This window comes from Streptomyces sp. NPDC031049 (assembly GCF_055571015.1).
In genome coordinates, this window is sequence record NZ_JBVIGC010000014.1 from 82088 (window position 1) to 99605 (window position 17518).

Here is a 17518-nt window from a genome sequence, read left to right on the forward strand (position 1 = left end):
GCGAGTGTGTGATCCGAGTGCGGACAGGAGAGCTGATGATCGTCGCCGTAGGCGGCCGCCCATGGACCGGAAAGACGACTCTGGCGCAGGCACTGGCCAAAGCCATCCCCGCGGTCCTGCTCGACAAGGCCGAACTGCGGCGGGCGCTGTTCCCCAGACCGGTCACGCCTTCACCGGAGCAGAGCGACAGGCTGTACGAGTTCCTCCTCCAGGCCACCGTGTGGCACCTCGAGACCAGTCCCGGGGCCACAGTCGTGCTCGACGGCCGTCCCCTTACCCGGACCCGCGAAGTCCGTGCCCTGCATCGCTTCGCCGCCGGCATCGGGGAAGCGCTGCACATCGTCGAATGCGTCTGTCCCGATGAGGTGGCACGTGGCCGGGCCCGGACCCCCGCGGAACGGCCCGTTGAATGGAGTGGCGAGCCGGCATCTGCGGTCCCGGGCCCGAAGATCGTCGTGGACACCTTGCTGCCCCCTGAGGAGTGCCTCCGGGCGGCTCTTCGAGGCATCGGTGCCCGGCATCAGACCGATGGCGAGGGCTGGAAGACCCGATGCCCTGGGCGCGCGCTCCGAGGCATGGAGGTGCAGACATGACATCAAGGCTCCCCGCAGACCACTTCACTACGCCGAGTGTCGCGCGCGTCCAGGACCATCTCGACGGCGGGACTCACAACTACAGCGTCGACCGGGAGTTGGCCCAGGAGCTCCTTGCCGTCGCCCCCTGGCTGCCGGCCAGCGTGCGCATCAACCGCACGCACGGCTCCCGGATCCTTACATTCTTCGCCCGGGGGCTTGGCATCGACCAGGTCATCGACCTGGGCTGTGGTCTGCCGCACGACGACCACGCCTCCTTACCCGACCATGTGCGGCGCATCGTCTACGTCGACCACGACCCCGTCGTCGCGGCCCACGCGAGGATGAGACTGGCCGAGCGCCATGGCACAGCGGTGCTTCAAGCGGACATTAACGACATGCCCGTCCTGCTCGCCGCCGACCCGGTCGCGCAACTGGACCGCAGCCGTCCGGTCGGGCTCCTGTTGCATGACGTCCTGCCGTGGATCAGCGACGAGTTGGTCCGCACCGCCCTGGCGGCGTTGAAGGGCTGGCTCCCGCCGGGCTCTGTTCTCTCACTGACCCACGCAACCACGGACGCGGCCTCGGACACAATGGCCGATCTCTCGGCCCACTACGCCCGGGCCGGCATCGTCTTCAAACCCCGGACCAGGCAACAGATCCGGGACCTGATCGGCGCGTGGACCGCGCTGGACGAGGGCGAGCCAGTAAGCACCGCCTGCTGGCGCCGCCCGGTCCTGCACCCGCGCCTAGACCACTCTCATGCCTACGCCATCCTCGCCTCGCCTGGAGACCGCACCTCATGACTACGCCGCCGCTCGCCTCGCCTGCCCGTCGTGCGCGCATCGAGGACTACGCCCTCATCGGAGACATGCAGACCGCCGCCCTGGTCTGCCGGGACGGCAGCGTCAACTGGCTATGCCTTCCTCGCTTCGACTCGCCGGCCGCTCTGGCTGGCTTACTCGGCACTCAAGAGCACGGTGCCTGGCAGTTAGCTCCGGTCTCAGCCTCCCGCCGACCTGAACCTGAGGCCGTCGCCGAGCGTCGCTACCGCGGCGATTCGCTGGTCCTGGAATCGGTTTGGCGCACCGCGGCGGGTGCAGCACGCGTCACCGACTTCATGCCGCCGCGCGATGGGGCTCCCCAGGTCATCCGGGTCGTCGAGGGCCTGTCCGGCGAGATGTCGATGGTCTCGTCCATGCGTCCGCGACCGGGCTACGGCCGTGTCTGCCCTTGGATCTTCAGGACGGACGGCCGGATGCTCGCCGTGGCCGGCGCAGACACTTTGTGGCTGGACAGCGAAGTGGACCAGACCGAGAAGGATGGGGCGATCGTCAGCACATTTACGGTCACAGCGGGACAGGTGGTGTCGTTCGCGCTGAGCTGGAGCCCGTCTCACGAAGCAGCTCCGCAGGTTCCGAACCCCGAAGCTGCGCTGGCCGAGACGCTTGCGTTCTGGCAGGACTGGGTGAGCCAGTGCACCTACGAGGGTCCGCATCGTGAGGCCGTCATCCGGTCCCTGATCACGCTGAAGTCGATGACCTACGGGCCGAGCGGCGGGATCGTCGCGGCGCCCACCACGTCGCTGCCCGAGGAGATCGGCGGCCAACGGAACTGGGACTACCGCTTCACTTGGCTGCGTGACGCCTCCATGACCTTGGCTGCCCTCCTGGGGACCGGATACCGGCACGAGGCACAGACATGGCGGCGGTGGCTGCTGCGGGCGGTGGCCGGCGACCCTGAACACCTGCAGATCATGTACGGGATCACCGGGGAGCGCGATCTGCAGGAGCGCGAGCTGCCCTGGCTCCCCGGGTACGAGGGGTCGACTCCTGTGCGTGTCGGCAACGGCGCCGCCGACCAGTTCCAACTCGACGTGTACGGCGAGGTGATCGAGACCCTGTACCTTGCGCAGAAGAGCGGCGTCGCGCGCTGCGCGGACACTACTCAGCTGCACGAGCGCCTCATCGAGCATCTGGCGCATCGTTGGCGTGAGCCGGACGAAGGGATCTGGGAGATCCGCGGGCCTCGCCGGCACTTCGTGCATTCGAAGGTAATGGCGTGGGTAGCGGTCGACCGGACGATCCGTCTGGCCGAGGACGGAGCCCTCAACGCCGACATTGAGGCTCTGACCGCCCTTCGGGATGAGATCCACCGCGAGGTCTGCAGCAAGGGCTTCGATCCGGTCCGCAACACCTTCACCCAGTCCTACAGGTCCCACGACCTGGACGCCGCCCTTCTGCTGATTCCGCGGGTCGGTTTCCTTCCGCCTGACGATCCACGCGTCGTCGGCACCGTCGATGCCGTGCGCCGCGAGCTGGCCACCGCCGACGGGCTCGTGCGGCGGTACCCGACCGCCGGGCACCGCACCGGAATGGACGGACTGTCCGGCGACGAAGGCACCTTCATCCTCTGCTCCTTCTGGCTCGTTGACGCCCTCGCCCTGACCGGCCGCCTGGACGAAGCTCGGGCACTGTTCGAACGAATCCTCGCCCTGCGCAGCGATCTCGGGCTCCTCGCCGAGGAGTACGACCCCGAGCGTCAGCGCCAGCTCGGCAACTTCCCGCAGGCCTTCAGCCACAAGGGCCTGATCCAGAGCGCCCGACTCCTGGACCAGCTCTCGGCCGACACTGCGCTCGCCTGTCCGGCTGAGCATCCGGCACCCGCACCTGCCTCTGCGTGGCCGCGACGTGCACCGCTCGTGCGAAGAGAACTGGTCACTCAGCTCACCCAGTCCGCCGCCCGCTTTTGACTGTCGAGGATCTTGATGTCGGACAGCCTGTCCCCCACGCGGCCACCAGCGCCCGGTCACCGTAGACGACGGCCTTCACAGATCGACAAGGTCCCGCTTGGCCACGTCCGTCGGGCCGTGGTGCTGCCGCTGCTATGCAGTGCGGCGCTGCTAGGTGCCGCTCTGATGGCCTGGCCGACGGGTCTACCCCGCGTCTGGCTTGTGGCCGGCCTGGCCTGCGGGATGGCTGGGGTGACGGTCATGGCAGCGCGCCTTATGGGCACTGCTGCCACGTCACTTCGTGCCATGGCCAGCGAGGCTCAGGCGGCGGTGGAAGCTCATGCGGCGGAAATTTCCCGGCTTGCCGGGGTGGTGGAAGCGGTCGAGAAGTCCGTGCTGTGGTCAGCGGACGAGCTGTGCCGCGGCGCACGTCCCCCACTGCCCGAGGCGCAGCAGCCGCTGAGCACCGGTGTGGCCGCCGGCATCGAGGCGACCTTGAGTGCCCTCCAGTTGCAGGCCGTCGCTTCCCTGGTGCGAGTCCACGACGAGTCGCAGTCCAGCGTCCTGCTGGAAGTCCTCCGCCGTTTGGCCCAGCGTGAACACGCCCTGGTCGGTAGGGCGCTAGAAGCGCTCAGCGAGCTGGAGAAGCTGACGGACGATCCGGACCTGCTGCACAAGATCTTCGAGATCGACCACCTCGTGACACGAGTTCGCCGTCAGGTGGAGAGTACAGCAGTGCTAGGCGGGCAGTCGCTGCGCAGTCTGCGTCAGGCGGTGGCGGTGACCCCCGTGCTGCGTGGAGCGGTCTCCGAGGTGGTCCAATACCGGCGCGTCGTGGTCGCCCCGGGTCGCGTCGGGGCTGAGCTCGGCCTGCCCGGACACGTGGGACCGGACCTGACGCACCTCCTGGCCGAGCTGATCGAGAACGCCTGCGAGTGCTCTGACCCGACGACAAAGGTGGATGTCCGGGCCCAGCAGGTGCCAGCCGGTCTTGCGATCGAGGTGGAGGACCGCGCGATCCCCATGCACCCGCAAACCCGCGAGCGCATGAATCACCTGCTGGCCAGGCCAGACGAGGTCGACGTCAGCAGCCAGGTCCGAGCTGGGCAGGTGGGCCTGCTGGTCGCCGCGAAGATCGCTCAGCGACATGGTCTCTCCGTCCGCCTGCAAGACAACGCGTTCGGAGGCACCACAGCCATCGTGATTATCCCGGGTCGGCTTCTCGTCACGATGACGCCGACCAGCACAGCGGATGCCGTCCGCCGGGCGACTCCACGGCCCCCCAACTCCGCCCCGCCGCAGGCGGCTCCGATGGCCCAGAACGGCCGCTCGGCAACCCGGCCGGAGCATGCCGCACCAACCGCCCCTCGGCAGGCACCGGACGCTGCTCCGGAGCTGCCCCGACGCAGACGGCGGCCTGGCTCGTACCAGCCGCTGAGCCAACGGGAGCAGCCACCAGCCACGGCGGCGACACCCGGGCTCGCCGCCGCCTTCCACAGTGGCGCCCGAGCCGCCACCGGTGAACCGCCTTCCGGCACCTGACGCATGCCCGGCCCTTCCCGTTTCCCACTCTCGGGCCAGCTCGGCTTCGGCCCGTCCCTCGCTTCTGGAGCGACTCTTATGACTTCCACCCCCGACTCGAGCATCACCGACGGCCAGCACACTTCCGACCAGGCAACGGACCACCAGAACCAACTTGCGTGGCTACTGCAGAAGTTCGTCGAGGACGTCACTGGCGTCACGCACGCGGTGCTGCTGTCCCGGGACGGCCTGCAACTGCTGGACAGCAACGTCGACAAGGACTGGGCGGACGAGCTGTCTGCCGGGATCTGCGGCGTGGCTTCCCTCGCGGCGAGCATTACGGGGCCGACCCACCAGAAGAGGCCGGCGAAGCAGGTCATCATCGAGCGCGACGACTGCCTGTTCTTCGTGCAAACAGCCGGGTCCACATTGGCGTTCCCTAACCAGCCTGGCAACACGCGCGGTGTCGTGGACACCATTCTTACCGTGGTCACCACGGCCGACGCAGACGCCGGGACCGTTGGTTACGAGATGGGCCGGCTGGTGGGCAGGTTCGCCCCGTACATGGACATCCCCGTTCGCGTCACCCCGGGCGACGAAGCCCGGTGAGCGAGTACCCCGACACGCCGGACACGGCGGCGTTCGTCCGGACGTACACGCTGACCGGCGGTCGCACCCGTCCGCGGCACCTGCTGGGCCTGGAGACGGTGCTGGAGCCAGGGCCCGGGCGGCCCGGTCCCGCACAGGCGGAGGAGTGCCAGCAGATCGTCACCCTGTGCCAGGAGCATCGCCGGTCGGTGGCGGAACTGGCCGCTCACCTCGCCCGCCCCGTCACAGCGGTGAAGATCCTCATCTCCGACCTCCTGGACGCCCACGCCCTCGTCGTCCCCGTCACGGCCTCTCACGTCGGCCCCCTCGGCCAGGACGGTGCGGACTCGCGTCCTACCGAGCAACTGCTCGCGGCCCTCGCCGCGGGCCTGAGAAGGAAGTGGCCCGATGCCAAGGCTTACCCCCAGGCAGGCTGACCTCGCCGCGCAGCACCGGTCCCAGCCGCCGGCCGACGGTTCGCCGACCGTACTGAAGATCGTGATTGCCGGCGGCTTCGGCGTGGGCAAGACCACGGCCGTGGGAGCCGTCAGTGAGATCCCTCCCCTGACCACCGAGGAGTACCTGACCAGGGCCAGCACGGAGGTGGACAGCCTCTGGGGTGTTGAGGCGAAACAGACCACCACGGTCGCGTTCGACTTCGGCCGTCTCACTCTCCCTGCGCCCCTTCCCATGGAACTGCTGCTGTTCGGCACGCCGGGCCAGGACCGGTTCATTGACCTCTGGTACGACCTGGCCCGCGGCGCCGTCGGCGCGGTCGTCCTGGTCGACACCCGGCGCCTGCCCAGCAGCTTCACCGCCGTCAGCTTCTTCGAGGACCTCAGGTTGCCTTTCGTCGTCGCCGTCAACCAGTTCGACGGCGCATACCGCTACCACCCTGACCAAGTGCGCACCGCCCTCGGACTCACCGCAGGCGTGCCGGTGGTCACCTGCGACGCCCGCGATCCCAACCATGTCGCCGGCGTCCTGCTGACCCTCGTCGAGCACGCCCTCACCAGCACGCCGACGGACGGCAACCACCACCATTCACCTACGGCTCTCCAGGACGCCTCATGACCTCGCAGCACCCGCAACCTGACCGGCCCACGCCACCTCTCCCCCGCTCCTCCACGCGGCCCGGCTCGCCGTGCAGCCATCCGCCCCTGCCACAGTCGAGCGAACTGGACAGCCGGTACGAGCTGATCCGGCGCCTGGGTATGCCCACCGAGGCGAACGAGGTCTTCGACGAGTTCGCCCACGATATGGCCCACCGGACCGGCTTCCACTACGGCTTCGTCAACCTCTTCCTCCAGGAGCAGACGTTCATCGGCCTGCACCAGCCCCCCGCCGACAGCGGGTACGTCGTCGTCGGCCGCACCATGAGCCGCGAGCACGGCTGGTGCCCCGAGGTCGTCAACCGTCGAAAGGCGCTTCCTCTGCCCGATGTGCATGCCAGCCCGCGATTCAGCGGCAATCACGTCGTCGACGCCGTCGGCATCCGCGCCTACTTCGGCGCCCCCCTCATCTACCCCGACGGCACCGTGCTGGGCACCGTGTGCGTCATCGACCCTGAACAGCGCCCCCTAAGCGACGCCCGCCGACTGAAAGACATCGTCATCGACACCGGCAACCAAGTGATGCGCCACATCACCCGCTGAGCCGATCGCCACCCCCCACCCGGGAATCGCTTCAAGGATCCCCGGCCGCCCACCGTGCGACCACCGCCCAGGGAGAGGGAGACGACCATGACCACCCCGCCACCCCCAGCGCTGCGCCCCTACCTCACGCCTCGCCACGAGCTGCTGTGGCAGGAGGCCGACGCGTTCGCCACCGAGCACGTCGCGCCGCGCGCCGCGCGCATGGAAGCCGACCCAGGACGTGTGGAACAGACGGTCGCGAAACTCATGGGCAGCAGGAGCTGGTTCAGCGTCACCGTGCCAAAGACTTTTGGCGGTTTGAGCGCCGGTCACGTCGCCAAAACCATCTTGATCCACCGCATCGCGCGCGTCTCGGCGGCTGCCGCAGCTATCCTGCAGGCCAGTCTGATCCCTGTCGGCGGCCTGTTGCACTTCGCCTCCTACGAGCAGAAATCGCGGTGGCTTCCCCAGGTCGCGGACGGCTCGCTGCTGCTGTCGATCGCCGTGACCGAACCGTCCGCTGGCGGGCACATCGGCGGCATCGAGACCACCGCCGAGCGCTCGGGCCAAGAGTGGGTGATCACCGGCAGGAAGGTCCACATCGGCAACAGCCACCTCGCCGGAGCCCACCTCGTCGTCGCCCGCACCGCCGACCCAGGCGTGAGCACCTCGCAGGCCCTGACGGTGTTCTTCGTGGAAGCCGACCGCAAGGGGCTGGCGCTCGCTGCCCATCGGCCGGGCCTCGGCCTGCACGGCTTCGCCGCCGGCCAAGTCGACCTCGACCGGGTGCGCGTCCCAGAGAGCGCAATCATCGGGGAGGTCGGCCAGGGCCTGAGCGTGGCGCAGTGCAGCAGCATTCTCTACGGCAGACCCAACCTGGCCGCGGTCAGCCTCGGCATCCACGAGGCCGCAGTGGGGACCACGACGTCCTACCTCAAGGCCCGCCCCCGCTACCAGGCCGCCCTGTCCGACCTGCCCGTGCTGCGCGACCGCATCGGCACCATGGAAGCTCGCATGCGCGCCGCGCGGATCCTGGCCTACCAGGCTGTGCATCTCCTCGACCACGGCGTGCCTTGCGACGCCGAGCTGATCAACGCCAAGTACCTGGGCCACCAGTGGGCTGTGGCGAGCGTTCAGGACGCCATGGAACTGCACGGCGCCCGGGCCTTCGACGCCGACTACCCGCTGCAGCGACTGTGGCGCGACATCCAGCACACCTACCCACCCGCGGGGACTGGGGAAGTGCAGCGCATACGCCTCGCCGAAGCCGCCTTGGACGAACCCCAGGTCCAGTGGTCCGAACAGCATGCCGCAGACGCAGCCTGGGCAAGCGCCGATCCCACCGCGGCATGAACTCCCGTGCGCGACACCCCCTAGCTCCTTGCCGCGCACGGGCCCTGCCGCCGGCTCTCGTCCCCCGCGGAAGCCAGCGGCGCCACGCCTCTTCGATCGCCAACGACACTGAGAAGGAAGACGACCGTGCCTTGCCTCACAACGCTGCCCTGTCAGAGCCAGGCCTGGCCTGCCAACGGCACACCGGCACCGAACACCGGCCTGCCGGCCATCGAGCCGACTGCTCAGAGCGCGGCATGAGCCCATCGGCCAGCATGACGACGCTCCAGGTATTCGTAGACAGCCAGCCGCGTTACCAGGAATTGCGGTCCGCGGCGCAATCCCTGCATCATCTGACCTCCCGGTTCACCGGATGCACCGAGGCCCGTACCGACCGCCACCGCGAGGCCGTCTGGGCAGCCGTGGCACCCTGGCTGCCGTTAGCCGAGCAGCGGCAGCTCGAGGCGCGTCACTCCCCAGCGGACCAGGCTCGGTGGCAAGGTCTCATTGACGACGCTCGCAAGCCAGACGCCCAGCCAGCGTTCAAGCCTGACCTGGTCATGCTCATCAGCGCGGCCCGCTCACTGCTGCGTGCCCTGCTGGAGGCCGAACGGCCAGGTCCCAGCGTCGCTGCTCTCGCCGATCAGCTGCGCCGTGCCATCGCCGACGGCGCCTACCCGCCCGGTTCCCTGCTCGGCGTGCGACGCATCGCTGAGGAGGTCGGCGCCCCCACCGTTGACCGAGTCGAGCTGGCACTGCGGGATCTTCATCAAGAGGGTCTGGTCATCATCAGCCCGTCCGGACGGGTCCGCGTGGCCTGCCGTGCCATGCGGGAAGGTCATCCCCAGCAGATCGCCGCCTGGCTGCGCCATCTCATCCGGGAAGGGGTCTACCCGGCCGGACGTGCCATGCCGACGGTGTCAACGCTCGCCCGTAACCTCGTCTCCTCGGCCCCCGATGTCGTACAAGCCCTGCGCATGCTGAACGACGAGCAGGTACTCGTCTTCCGCCATCGCACACGTAGTGTCGTCCGGCCCGCCCCGCCCTTCACCGTGGCCGCCCCGCCGGACCTCGACGAGCTCGTCCGCGGACTCCGCCATAAGGCAGAGCTAGGGGCGACGCCAGCTCTGCCGGCCGTGTTGGCGGCGTGCCAGCAATCGCACACGTGGTGGTCCAAGCGCTTCATCCCCGCCTCTGACGAGGTCGATGCCCTGACGATCACTTTGACCACCGCAGCGGCAGATTTCGTCACCCAGGCCGCCCACCGGTACCCCGAAAGTCCCGACGCGGTAGCCGTCCTACGGCAGACCGCCGTCACCGCCATGGCTGACCGTCCCGCGGACGGCTGGGAGCAAACCTGGCGAGCAGCCTGCCTGGGCGCTGCCGTCCGCGCGGCCTACCACCTCACCCTCAACTCCGCTGCCCCGCACACATTGGACTGACGAAATGACGCCCACTGCCCCCATCACCCCCCTTACGCCCACTCAGCAGAGCATCGCCCAGCACCTGGTGAACGGCCTCGCGCACCCCGACATCGCGATCAAGATGGACATGTCGACCGCAACCGTCCGCCAGCACGTCCGCGAGATCCGCAGCCGGCTGCACTGCCCGCCCCGCTGCAAACCACCGGTCATCGTGCACTGCCTGCTCGCCTCCAAGCAGGCCACGCCACCGGCAGTGGACGCACCGGCCCCGGCCCTTGACGCACATGAACAGGCTCTCCTGACGGCCATCGCCGAGAAGAGCACGGACGGCGACATTGTGCGCGCTGCCCGCATCCCGACTACCGACCTTCGGGATGCGCTCGACAAGCTGCTCCAGAAGACTGGTGCAGCCAGCACCGTCGACCTCATCGTCCGGGCGCATGGATGGGGTTTGCTCCACGCCAGCGACGGCAACGCCGTGTCGGAAGGAGCGCGGCGATGACTGGTATCGCCTCGTCACCGCCACCTAGGCCTGAGCCGTCGGCCCCCCTGGCAGCTCCGTATGAAGTGCGTCCGTTGCTCACAGACGCCGAGAAGGCAGAGGCCGCCGCCCTCATCGAAAACCGCCTGCGCTGGCTCAACGCACACGGCATGACTGGCCATGCTCCTCACCGCTTCCCCTCCGCTGAGGAACTGACCCAAGAGGAGGTCCAGGGCCTGTTCGAGGACGAGGTCCTGCTCGCCTGCACGGCACTGCGCCCTGACCTCCGGCACTGGGGCGCCCCTGCCACAGGCGAGTCCTTGTTTCTCGGACACGCCGACGCCCTGCCGGGATACAGCAACGACGTCCTTCGGCTCATCACTCTGTGGGCCTCCGACTACACCGCACGCCTCCACCTGCCGTGTGTGCGCACTGAAGTGCTGGCACGGCGTGAGCTTCACCTAGACCCGGTGGCGAAGTGCCTCACGTACCTGGAGGACCTGGGATGGGTGGTCCGGGGATTCGGCAGGCGCGCGGACGGTGAGCAGGTGGCCCGCCTGGAACTGCCAGCTACGCAGCGCCCCGGACTGACGGCGCTGATCGAATGCGTCGTCCCTCAGCTTCCGCGCCCACGCGCTTCAGGCAGTGACCGGAGCTACTCGTGATCGTGTGCCCTACTCGGCTGCTCCATCCTGCGACCGCCTTGCTGACCCTGCCCCATCTTCGCGAAAGGCCGCTGATGAACCCCGCCCGCGCCCTCCTTGTCGCCTCCGTTGTCGGGGCAGCAGGGACATACCTTGCCGAACGGCGGCACCGCCAGCAGCTCGCCATGAAGGCGGCGGAGCTGCATCAGCGTTTGCTGGCCGACATCGCCACTGATTCTGAGCAGAGACACCTCTGGGCACCGGACGGCACGAAGCCCGATGAGTTCGGAGCGTTGGTGCACTGCAATCGGATGATCAGCTTTCTTGCTGTGAAGTACCGCGTGGGGCTGCTGGACCGGACCACGCTGCGCGTCCAAGCCGAAGCCATCATGGCACGGGAAAAGGTCCGGGCGTACTGGAAGGCCTTCGGGTCCTTCCGTGAGGAAGAGGCTGGGGACCGCCGGGACCGGTCGTTTCACCGCATTCTCGACGACGAGTACACCGCCGCAGCCGACGAAGCAGAGGGCCTTGGCTGCGCCTAGTCAGGCGATGTGGCCGGGGAGCGCGACATGTGGCGTTGCAATCGTCACCGATGGGCCCACCGGCAATGACCACCAGCACCTGAGGGTCGTCTGGGCTCCTCCGGCCCCATCAGCACCCTCCAAGGGTGCGGAAAGGCCTACCGGATGAGGGACATAAGGCACCTCACCCTCTTGATCGTGGTGGCCCTGAACGGGAGGGAGGGGACCGGGTGGTCTGCTGTGCGGCGCCCGGAGCCTGGCGAGGCGCGGGCCCGGTCGTCGCACCCTCGGTGCGCCGAGCCGGTATGGGACGGCAGCTGCTGCAGAAGGTGGTGGACGCGGTTGAGTGGCCGCTGGTGACCACGGACGTACCTGTCGACCGGGACGGCGCCGGCGAGCTCTTCACCAGGTCCGGCTGGAGGGTGCTGGACACGATCACGGTTCTGCACGGCACCCCAGCCGCCGGGAGGCTCGACGCCGTGACCGCTGCCGACGTCGTGGAGGTGGAGGCGTACGTCGCCGCGGCGGCCCGACGGTGCGCCGGCGTGGAGGCGGCCTTCGCCCACTCAACGCTGCCGCGGTGGCGCGATGACCCGCACGACGACTTCCGTGACGCTGTCGGAGCCCTCTTCGTCACCAACGCCACTCCCCAGGACGCCGCCGCGGCCGGCCGGCGCGTCTACGAGCTGATCGGGCAGCTCGTAGACCGCAAGCGCGAGACGCCTGGCGACGACGTGACCAGCACCCTCGTCGCCGCCAACGCGCTGGGCGAGCTCAGTGACCAGGAGTTCGCCGACAGCTTCGTCCTCCTCATCGGCGCGGGCCACGAGTCAACCGTCAACCTCCTCGACCACGACGTCACCAACCTGCTCACCCACCCCGGCCAGCTCGACCAGGTCCGCTCCGGGCGGACCACCTGGGAGCAGGTCATCGACGAAGCGCTGCGCCTGGAAGCGCCCATCGCGGCGATCATCATGCGCTTCGCCGTGCACGACGTCACCGACGAACCCGCCAGCATCACCTTCCAGCAAGGCGACGCCATGGTGATCAATTACGCTGCCGCCGGCCGCGCCCCAGGCGTCCACGGCCCCGACGCCGACCGCTTCGACATCAGCCGCGCCACCGCACACGAGCACCTCGCCTTCGGCCACGGCCCCCACATGTGCCTGGGCGCCGAACTCGCAACATCGAGGCACGCATCGCCCTCGACGCGCTCTTCGCCCGCTTCCCCGACCTTCAGCTCGCCGTGCCCGCCGACGACCTCGTGCCGCTGCCCAGCTTCATCTCCAACGGCCAGGTCTCCCTGCCCGTCCGCCTCGGCCCGCCCGCCGCGTCCAGGACACGCGCGAACCCGGCCTCGGGCTGATCACGTATCCCACCAGGAACCCGAAATGACCACCACCGACACTCCGCCCACGCCCGCCTTCCTCACCCACGACCAGCGCCGCGTCGCCGCACGACTCGTCTACGGTGCTTCCAACCAACTCATCGCGCGGCAGGTCAACCTGGCCCCGTTCACGGTGGCCAGCCACCTCGCCGCTGCCCGAAAGAAGCTCGACCGCCCGAGCTCCTCGCGCGCCGTCCTCACCCACGCCCTGCTCACGGCCGGGGAGGTATCGCCGCCCTCCACCACCGGGCCGGCACCGGAATTCACCGAGCACGACCGTCAGGTCATCCGGGCGATCGCCGAGCACACCCTCAACGCCGCCATCGGCCAGGCGATCGGGGTACGCGCCGACGACGTGCGGGCGGAGATCGACGCCATCGTCGCCAAGGCAGGCGCCTCCAACGAGGTTCACCTCGTCGGCTTGAGCCACGCCTGGAACATCCTCCGCGGCGACGACGCCGTCGCTGAGCACACCATGGCTGAACCCGCTGGAGCAGCGCGATGAACACCATGACCTCCGACGCCACCGCCCACGTGAGCGCCCAGGATGACCGCGACGGCCGGGCCACATGGGTGTACGAGATGCGGCCGGTCGTGACGGCAGCGGAGCGTCAAGTAGCTGCCGCTCTCGTCCAGGACCGCAACCTGTGGCTCAGCCGACGCGGCCACGACGCGCCGGCCCTCCACGTCACCGCGTTCCGGGACCACCGTACGGAGGCGGTCGGCCTGTATGAGGAAGGTGGGGGAGACGAAATCCTCGTCGGCTGCCTCCTCCTGCACCGGCAGCCGGACCTGTGGCCGGGGGCCGACGACGACCCGGCCCGCACCCTGAAGGTCTCACTGGCCCACACCGCGCCGGGCCCCGCCGACCGAGCCGGATGGCTGATGACGCTCTGGCTCGCCGACTACGCGGCCCGCACCGGCATCGACTGCGTGTACGAGGCCCCGGACCGACGAACCGCATCCGGCGGAACCGAAAACCGGCCCTTGGAGCACCTGCGCGACCTCGGCTGGCACGTCCTCGGCTCCGGTCGCACCCCGGACGGCCACCAGGTCACGCGCGTCCGCCTGTCTGCCGCTCCCGCGCCCAATCTGGCTGGCTTTCTCGACTGCGCGGGTGGTGTGAAGGTGAACGGCCCCGTACTCCTTGCGGTGCCCGCTGGGGGTAGTCGCCACGGCGGCTACCTGTCGATGGACACCGTGGCCAATGCCGTGCGCATCTGGGCGGCCCTGCGGGGCCGGCCCGGGTTACGCAACGGCGTGCAGCAGTTCAGGCACGCCCTGCGCCGTGCGGTAGGGGGTGAAGGCGGGGGCGAGATCGCGGACGAGCTGAACGCATCGCGGGGCCCCGATCCGTTCGGCCAGGTGGAGCGCTTCGAGGGCGTCGGCGGCTGCTGCTTCTGGTTCGCGACGGCTGAGCTGGCCCTGCGCCCGGTATGCAAGGAAGACCCCGCGCGTCTTGTCGCGGCTGGCCGGCAGGAGCGCTTGGCCCTCGGCGATGAGGCGGTGTGCCTGTGTGGTGTCGCCGAGGTCGAGCAGGCAGCGGCCCGAGTCGACGGCGAGGTCGGCGGTCGACATCCAGGAGCACCAGGCGGGGGTGTCGTCTGTGTCCCCGGCGTTGAGCAGGCGTTCTGCCGCGTTCAGGGAGCGCAGGGTGGCGCTGCGTTCGCCGCGCGCGGCTTGGGCGCGTGCCAGTCGCAGGTGCAGCAGCGAGCCGGCGGCGGGGTGGGTGGTACGGCTGAGGGCCTTGGTGAGGATGCCGGCGGCGGTGGTGGGGTCGTGCCGCCAGGAGGCCTGGTAGGCGAGGTCGCTGAGGAGGGCCGCGCCCATGTCCTGGTCGTCGCCGGCGTGAGCGTTGTGCAGCCCAGCGATCCAGTACCGGCTCGCGGCGCCATGCTGGCCATGGTCGAAGCGGATCCAGGCGACCGTCTGGGAGAGGCTCGCGGCGAGCTTGTGCAGGCGTACTCCCAGGGGGCGCGTGTAGCGCTGCTCCTCGATCAGGTCGGTGACGTGGGCAAGGTGGGCGTCGTAGAGCGGCGCGATGTGCTGGCGCTGTTCGGTGGCCAGTGTGTTGAGGCGGGCGCTGGTCTCCTCCAGCAGGCCTACGACGTCTTCGCCCACCGCGGCGCCCGGGCGGGAGGGGACGGCGGCGAGGGCTGCGGGCTGGGTTCCGGCCCAGCTTCCGGCCAGGATGACGAGCGCGGATCCGGGGATGGCGCTGAGGAGGGTTCGGCGGTCCATGGTGTGCAGGGCCTCTCGCAGAGCGGGCACGATGTTGGCGGGGCCGAGCGGCACGACACCCTGGTCGACGCGGGGAAGCCAGGCGGGCCAGGCAGCAGGGTCGACGTCACCGGCCGGGATGCCCAGGACTTCCGCGATGTAGGTCTGGGAGACGGCATCGGGCCGTACGCCGTTGACCTCCCACTTGCGCACCCGGGCCTTGTCGACGCCGGAGCGAAGTCCGCGGCGGCGAGCAGCGCCGTGTATCGCCTCGGCGAACTCCACACGGTTGAACCCGCGCGCGATGCGAACCGCGGCCAGCGGGTGGGGTATGCGCTCATCCTCGTCCACGACGAAATCCAATCAGGCAGGCCCAGCCTGAGCGTACTGCCGCAGGCGGCGGGACTCCCGCGGGACTCCCGCCAACCTCTGTGGCGGGGCGCACAGTTGGTCGACACTCGATCACTCCGGCGATCTCTCGGTCGCTGTGGCGCATCACCTCGGCTCCGCGTCTTCACGGCGCCCCTGTGCGCGAGAGCCCGCCCCTGCTGGACCTGGCTCTGTGGGAATTCCTCTGGCGGCTGGAGCCGCCCACCACGCGACTCACGAAGGGTGATCATGGACCTCGGTTCCGTTCCGCTTCCGGCCGGTGGCTTCACCATCGGCAAGAAGTTCGACCTCGAGGCCGGGCACCGCCTCCCCGGGCTGCCGCCTGACCACAAGTGCGCGCGCCAGCACGGCCACAGCTACGAGGTGGAGGTCATCTTGACCGCCCCCGCTCTGGAGGGGCCCGGCTTCGTCACGGACTTCGGCGCGCTCGCCCCGTTCAAGACGTTCCTGGACGCTGAGCTGGACCACCGCAACCTGCACGAGATCCTGCCCTTCGAGCCGACCTCGGAGCGGCTGGCCCAGTTCCTCGCCGGCTGGTTTATCCAGAACGTTCAGCCGACGATCCCCGGCCGCCTGGTCGCCGTCGTCGTCCGCGAGACGTCGAGCAGCTGGGCCCGCTTTGACGTGGCGGCACAGTGACCGCCTCCAGGCCGGTCGGCGTTGACCTGACCGCGGTGCACCTGATCGTGGCGGAGCGCTTCGGCGTTGAGGTTCCGACTTTCCAGGGCGAGGGCCCGAGCTGTGGGCACCCCGCCCTGTTCATCCGCCTGTCCCGGTGCAATCTCAGCTGCACCAAGTGCGACACGAAGTACACGTGGGACTGGTCCCAGTTCGACCCCCGCAAGGAAGCGACGAAGCAGACGGTGGCCGACCTCGTGACCTGGGCCATGTCCTCGCCGGTGGAGCTGGTCGTGATCACCGGCGGGGAGCCGCTGTTCCAGCATGCGGGCCTGGTGCCGCTCGTCGAGACGCTCCTGGCAGCCGGGAAGCGGGTGGAGTTCGAGACGAACGGCACCATCGCGCCGGTGCCCGAGCTGCTGGTCGACGGGGTCGGCTTCAACGTTTCGCCCAAGATCGCCAGCTTCGGCATGGACGAAGCGAAGAGCGTGGTGCCCGTCGCGCTGGAGGCGTTCGTGGCGTCTGGGAGGGCGGCCTTCAAGTTCGTCGCGTCTTCAGCGGGCGACCTCGACCGCATCGCCGAGCTCGCCGACGCCTACCGGCTCGCACCGGTGTGGGTGATGCCCGAGGGCACCACCGCCGACGCGATCACGGCCACGACCCGGGTTCTCGCGGACGCGGTCGCGGCCCGGCACTGGCATCTCACCACCCGGCTGCACGTGCTCGCCTTCGCAGACGCACGAGGCCGCTGATCTCCCGTTCCGTCCCCTCCGTTCCCCAGTCCCCGGAAGCGAGAGAAGCCCATGACGACCTCCACGGCCAGCCCCGAGATCCCTCTGGGCGCCGCCCTTCCCGTTCCCGGCCGGCCCGCCGGGAACGTCGACACCGTCCGGGTCGCCGACCTGATCTCCCAGCTCCTGATCGCGCTGGGAGAGGATCCCGCCCGCGAGGGGCTCATCGGCACCCCCGAGCGCGTCGCGGCCTGGTGGAGCGACTTCCTGTCCCCGGACGATGCCACGTCGGTCACCTGCTTCAGCGAGCCCCTGCTGAGCGACCAGCTGGTCATCGTGGGCGGCATGGGCGTGTGGGCGCTCTGCGAGCACCACATGCTGCCCATGAACTTGCAGGTCACGGCCGGATATGTGCCCGACGGCGAGGTGGTTGGCCTGTCGAAGTTCGGACGTATCGCCGCGCACTTCGCGGGGCGTCTCCAGGTCCAGGAACGCTTCACCAAGCAGGTCGCCGAGTACCTCACCGGCGTGATCGGGCGCAAGGACGTCGCCGTCGCCGTACGAGGGCTGCACCTGTGCATGAGCATGCGCGGCGTACGGATGGAGGCCTCCCGCACCACCACGCTGCACACCGGAGGCCGGTTCGGTACCGACCCGGTGCTCAACCAGCAGTTCCTCGCCGCGGCCCAGTGGAACGCGGCCTGAACGCGAACCGGCAAGCAGA

General features: G+C 69.3%; 18 protein-coding genes and 1 pseudogene. 18 read left to right on the forward strand and 1 reads right to left on the reverse strand.

The features are described from left to right. The first annotated feature begins 35 nt into the window (after positions 1-35). From ACZ45Q_RS23480 to ACZ45Q_RS23550, 15 genes and pseudogenes are all read left to right on the forward strand, one after another. The gene (locus ACZ45Q_RS23480) at positions 36-593 is read left to right on the forward strand and encodes a P-loop nucleotide/nucleoside kinase family protein (RefSeq protein ID WP_468264608.1); all 558 of its coding nucleotides are present in this window, start codon (positions 36-38) and stop codon (positions 591-593) included. Continuing rightward, positions 590-1378: an SAM-dependent methyltransferase gene (locus ACZ45Q_RS23485; RefSeq protein WP_468264610.1), complete on the forward strand. Its 789-nt coding sequence runs from the start codon at positions 590-592 to the stop codon at positions 1376-1378. The genes ACZ45Q_RS23480 and ACZ45Q_RS23485 overlap by 4 nt, the downstream gene beginning before the upstream one ends. Further along, complete coding sequence (locus ACZ45Q_RS23490) at positions 1375-3324, forward strand: glycoside hydrolase family 15 protein (protein ID WP_468264612.1); 1950 nt, start codon at positions 1375-1377, stop codon at positions 3322-3324. The genes ACZ45Q_RS23485 and ACZ45Q_RS23490 overlap by 4 nt, the downstream gene beginning before the upstream one ends. A 15-nt stretch (positions 3325-3339) precedes the next feature. Then, entirely contained in the window at positions 3340-4845 is a 1506-nt protein-coding gene (locus tag ACZ45Q_RS23495) for a sensor histidine kinase (RefSeq protein ID WP_468264614.1), read from the forward strand. Between the two features lie 78 nt (positions 4846-4923). Beyond that, positions 4924-5433, forward strand: coding sequence for a roadblock/LC7 domain-containing protein (locus ACZ45Q_RS23500; protein ID WP_468264616.1), 510 nt, complete (start codon positions 4924-4926; stop codon positions 5431-5433). Continuing rightward, the gene (locus tag ACZ45Q_RS23505) at positions 5430-5849 is read left to right on the forward strand and encodes a DUF742 domain-containing protein (protein ID WP_468264618.1); all 420 of its coding nucleotides are present in this window, start codon (positions 5430-5432) and stop codon (positions 5847-5849) included. Before ACZ45Q_RS23500 ends, ACZ45Q_RS23505 begins: the two co-directional genes overlap by 4 nt. After that, entirely contained in the window at positions 5821-6486 is a 666-nt protein-coding gene (locus ACZ45Q_RS23510) for a GTP-binding protein (RefSeq protein ID WP_468264620.1), read from the forward strand. Before ACZ45Q_RS23505 ends, ACZ45Q_RS23510 begins: the two co-directional genes overlap by 29 nt. Beyond that, a complete protein-coding gene (locus tag ACZ45Q_RS23515; RefSeq protein ID WP_468264622.1) occupies positions 6483-7067 on the forward strand; it encodes a GAF domain-containing protein in 585 nt (194 codons plus the stop codon). The genes ACZ45Q_RS23510 and ACZ45Q_RS23515 overlap by 4 nt, the downstream gene beginning before the upstream one ends. Positions 7068-7154: 87 nt before the next feature. Next, on the forward strand, positions 7155-8399 hold the full coding sequence (locus ACZ45Q_RS23520; protein ID WP_468264624.1) for an acyl-CoA dehydrogenase family protein: 1245 nt from the start codon (positions 7155-7157) through the stop codon (positions 8397-8399). A gap of 254 nt (positions 8400-8653) precedes the next feature. Next, positions 8654-9820: a GntR family transcriptional regulator gene (locus ACZ45Q_RS23525; protein ID WP_468264626.1), complete on the forward strand. Its 1167-nt coding sequence runs from the start codon at positions 8654-8656 to the stop codon at positions 9818-9820. Between the two features lie 4 nt (positions 9821-9824). Beyond that, on the forward strand, positions 9825-10304 hold the full coding sequence (locus ACZ45Q_RS23530) for a LuxR C-terminal-related transcriptional regulator (RefSeq protein WP_468264628.1): 480 nt from the start codon (positions 9825-9827) through the stop codon (positions 10302-10304). Positions 10305-10369: 65 nt separating this feature from the next. Continuing rightward, on the forward strand, positions 10370-10948 hold the full coding sequence (locus tag ACZ45Q_RS23535; RefSeq protein WP_468264824.1) for a hypothetical protein: 579 nt from the start codon (positions 10370-10372) through the stop codon (positions 10946-10948). 38 nt (positions 10949-10986) lie between these two features. Further along, positions 10987-11469: a DUF6082 family protein gene (locus tag ACZ45Q_RS23540; protein ID WP_468264630.1), complete on the forward strand. Its 483-nt coding sequence runs from the start codon at positions 10987-10989 to the stop codon at positions 11467-11469. Positions 11470-11753: 284 nt separating this feature from the next. Then, positions 11754-13340, forward strand: coding sequence for a cytochrome P450 (locus ACZ45Q_RS23545; RefSeq protein ID WP_468264632.1), 1587 nt, complete (start codon positions 11754-11756; stop codon positions 13338-13340). 380 nt (positions 13341-13720) lie between these two features. Further along, a pseudogene (locus ACZ45Q_RS23550) lies at positions 13721-14032 on the forward strand (hypothetical protein); the annotation flags it as partial. 51 nt (positions 14033-14083) lie between these two features. Here ACZ45Q_RS23550 and ACZ45Q_RS23555 read toward each other — a convergent pair. After that, the gene (locus ACZ45Q_RS23555) at positions 14084-15406 is read right to left on the reverse strand and encodes an XRE family transcriptional regulator (protein ID WP_468264634.1); all 1323 of its coding nucleotides are present in this window, start codon (positions 15404-15406) and stop codon (positions 14084-14086) included. Between the two features lie 267 nt (positions 15407-15673). On the opposite strand from ACZ45Q_RS23555, the gene ACZ45Q_RS23560 reads away from it, so the two are divergent. From ACZ45Q_RS23560 to folE, 3 genes are read left to right on the forward strand one after another with little or no spacing between them, the layout of a single operon-like run. Further along, a complete protein-coding gene (locus tag ACZ45Q_RS23560) occupies positions 15674-16084 on the forward strand; it encodes a 6-pyruvoyl trahydropterin synthase family protein (RefSeq protein WP_468264826.1) in 411 nt (136 codons plus the stop codon). After that, positions 16081-16815: a 7-carboxy-7-deazaguanine synthase QueE gene (locus ACZ45Q_RS23565; protein WP_468264636.1), complete on the forward strand. Its 735-nt coding sequence runs from the start codon at positions 16081-16083 to the stop codon at positions 16813-16815. The genes ACZ45Q_RS23560 and ACZ45Q_RS23565 overlap by 4 nt, the downstream gene beginning before the upstream one ends. Positions 16816-16866: 51 nt before the next feature. Then, complete coding sequence (folE, locus tag ACZ45Q_RS23570; RefSeq protein ID WP_468264638.1) at positions 16867-17499, forward strand: GTP cyclohydrolase I; 633 nt, start codon at positions 16867-16869, stop codon at positions 17497-17499. The last annotated feature ends 19 nt before the right edge of the window (positions 17500-17518 follow it).

Excerpts from the sequence above, each read along its gene's own strand:
- ACZ45Q_RS23480 (WP_468264608.1), top strand. The coding sequence starts at position 36 with ATGATCGTCGCCGTAGGCGGCCGCCCATGGACCGGAAAGACGACTCTG.
- ACZ45Q_RS23485 (WP_468264610.1), top strand. The coding sequence starts at position 590 with ATGACATCAAGGCTCCCCGCAGACCACTTCACTACGCCGAGTGTCGCG.
- ACZ45Q_RS23490 (WP_468264612.1), top strand. The coding sequence starts at position 1,375 with ATGACTACGCCGCCGCTCGCCTCGCCTGCCCGTCGTGCGCGCATCGAG.
- ACZ45Q_RS23495 (WP_468264614.1), top strand. The coding sequence starts at position 3,340 with ATGTCGGACAGCCTGTCCCCCACGCGGCCACCAGCGCCCGGTCACCGT.
- ACZ45Q_RS23500 (WP_468264616.1), top strand. The coding sequence starts at position 4,924 with ATGACTTCCACCCCCGACTCGAGCATCACCGACGGCCAGCACACTTCC.
- ACZ45Q_RS23510 (WP_468264620.1), top strand. The coding sequence starts at position 5,821 with ATGCCAAGGCTTACCCCCAGGCAGGCTGACCTCGCCGCGCAGCACCGG.
- ACZ45Q_RS23515 (WP_468264622.1), top strand. The coding sequence starts at position 6,483 with ATGACCTCGCAGCACCCGCAACCTGACCGGCCCACGCCACCTCTCCCC.
- ACZ45Q_RS23520 (WP_468264624.1), top strand. The coding sequence starts at position 7,155 with ATGACCACCCCGCCACCCCCAGCGCTGCGCCCCTACCTCACGCCTCGC.
- ACZ45Q_RS23525 (WP_468264626.1), top strand. The coding sequence starts at position 8,654 with ATGACGACGCTCCAGGTATTCGTAGACAGCCAGCCGCGTTACCAGGAA.
- ACZ45Q_RS23530 (WP_468264628.1), top strand. The coding sequence starts at position 9,825 with ATGACGCCCACTGCCCCCATCACCCCCCTTACGCCCACTCAGCAGAGC.
- ACZ45Q_RS23545 (WP_468264632.1), top strand. The coding sequence starts at position 11,754 with ATGGGACGGCAGCTGCTGCAGAAGGTGGTGGACGCGGTTGAGTGGCCG.
- ACZ45Q_RS23560 (WP_468264826.1), top strand. The coding sequence starts at position 15,674 with ATGGACCTCGGTTCCGTTCCGCTTCCGGCCGGTGGCTTCACCATCGGC.
- folE (WP_468264638.1), top strand. The coding sequence starts at position 16,867 with ATGACGACCTCCACGGCCAGCCCCGAGATCCCTCTGGGCGCCGCCCTT.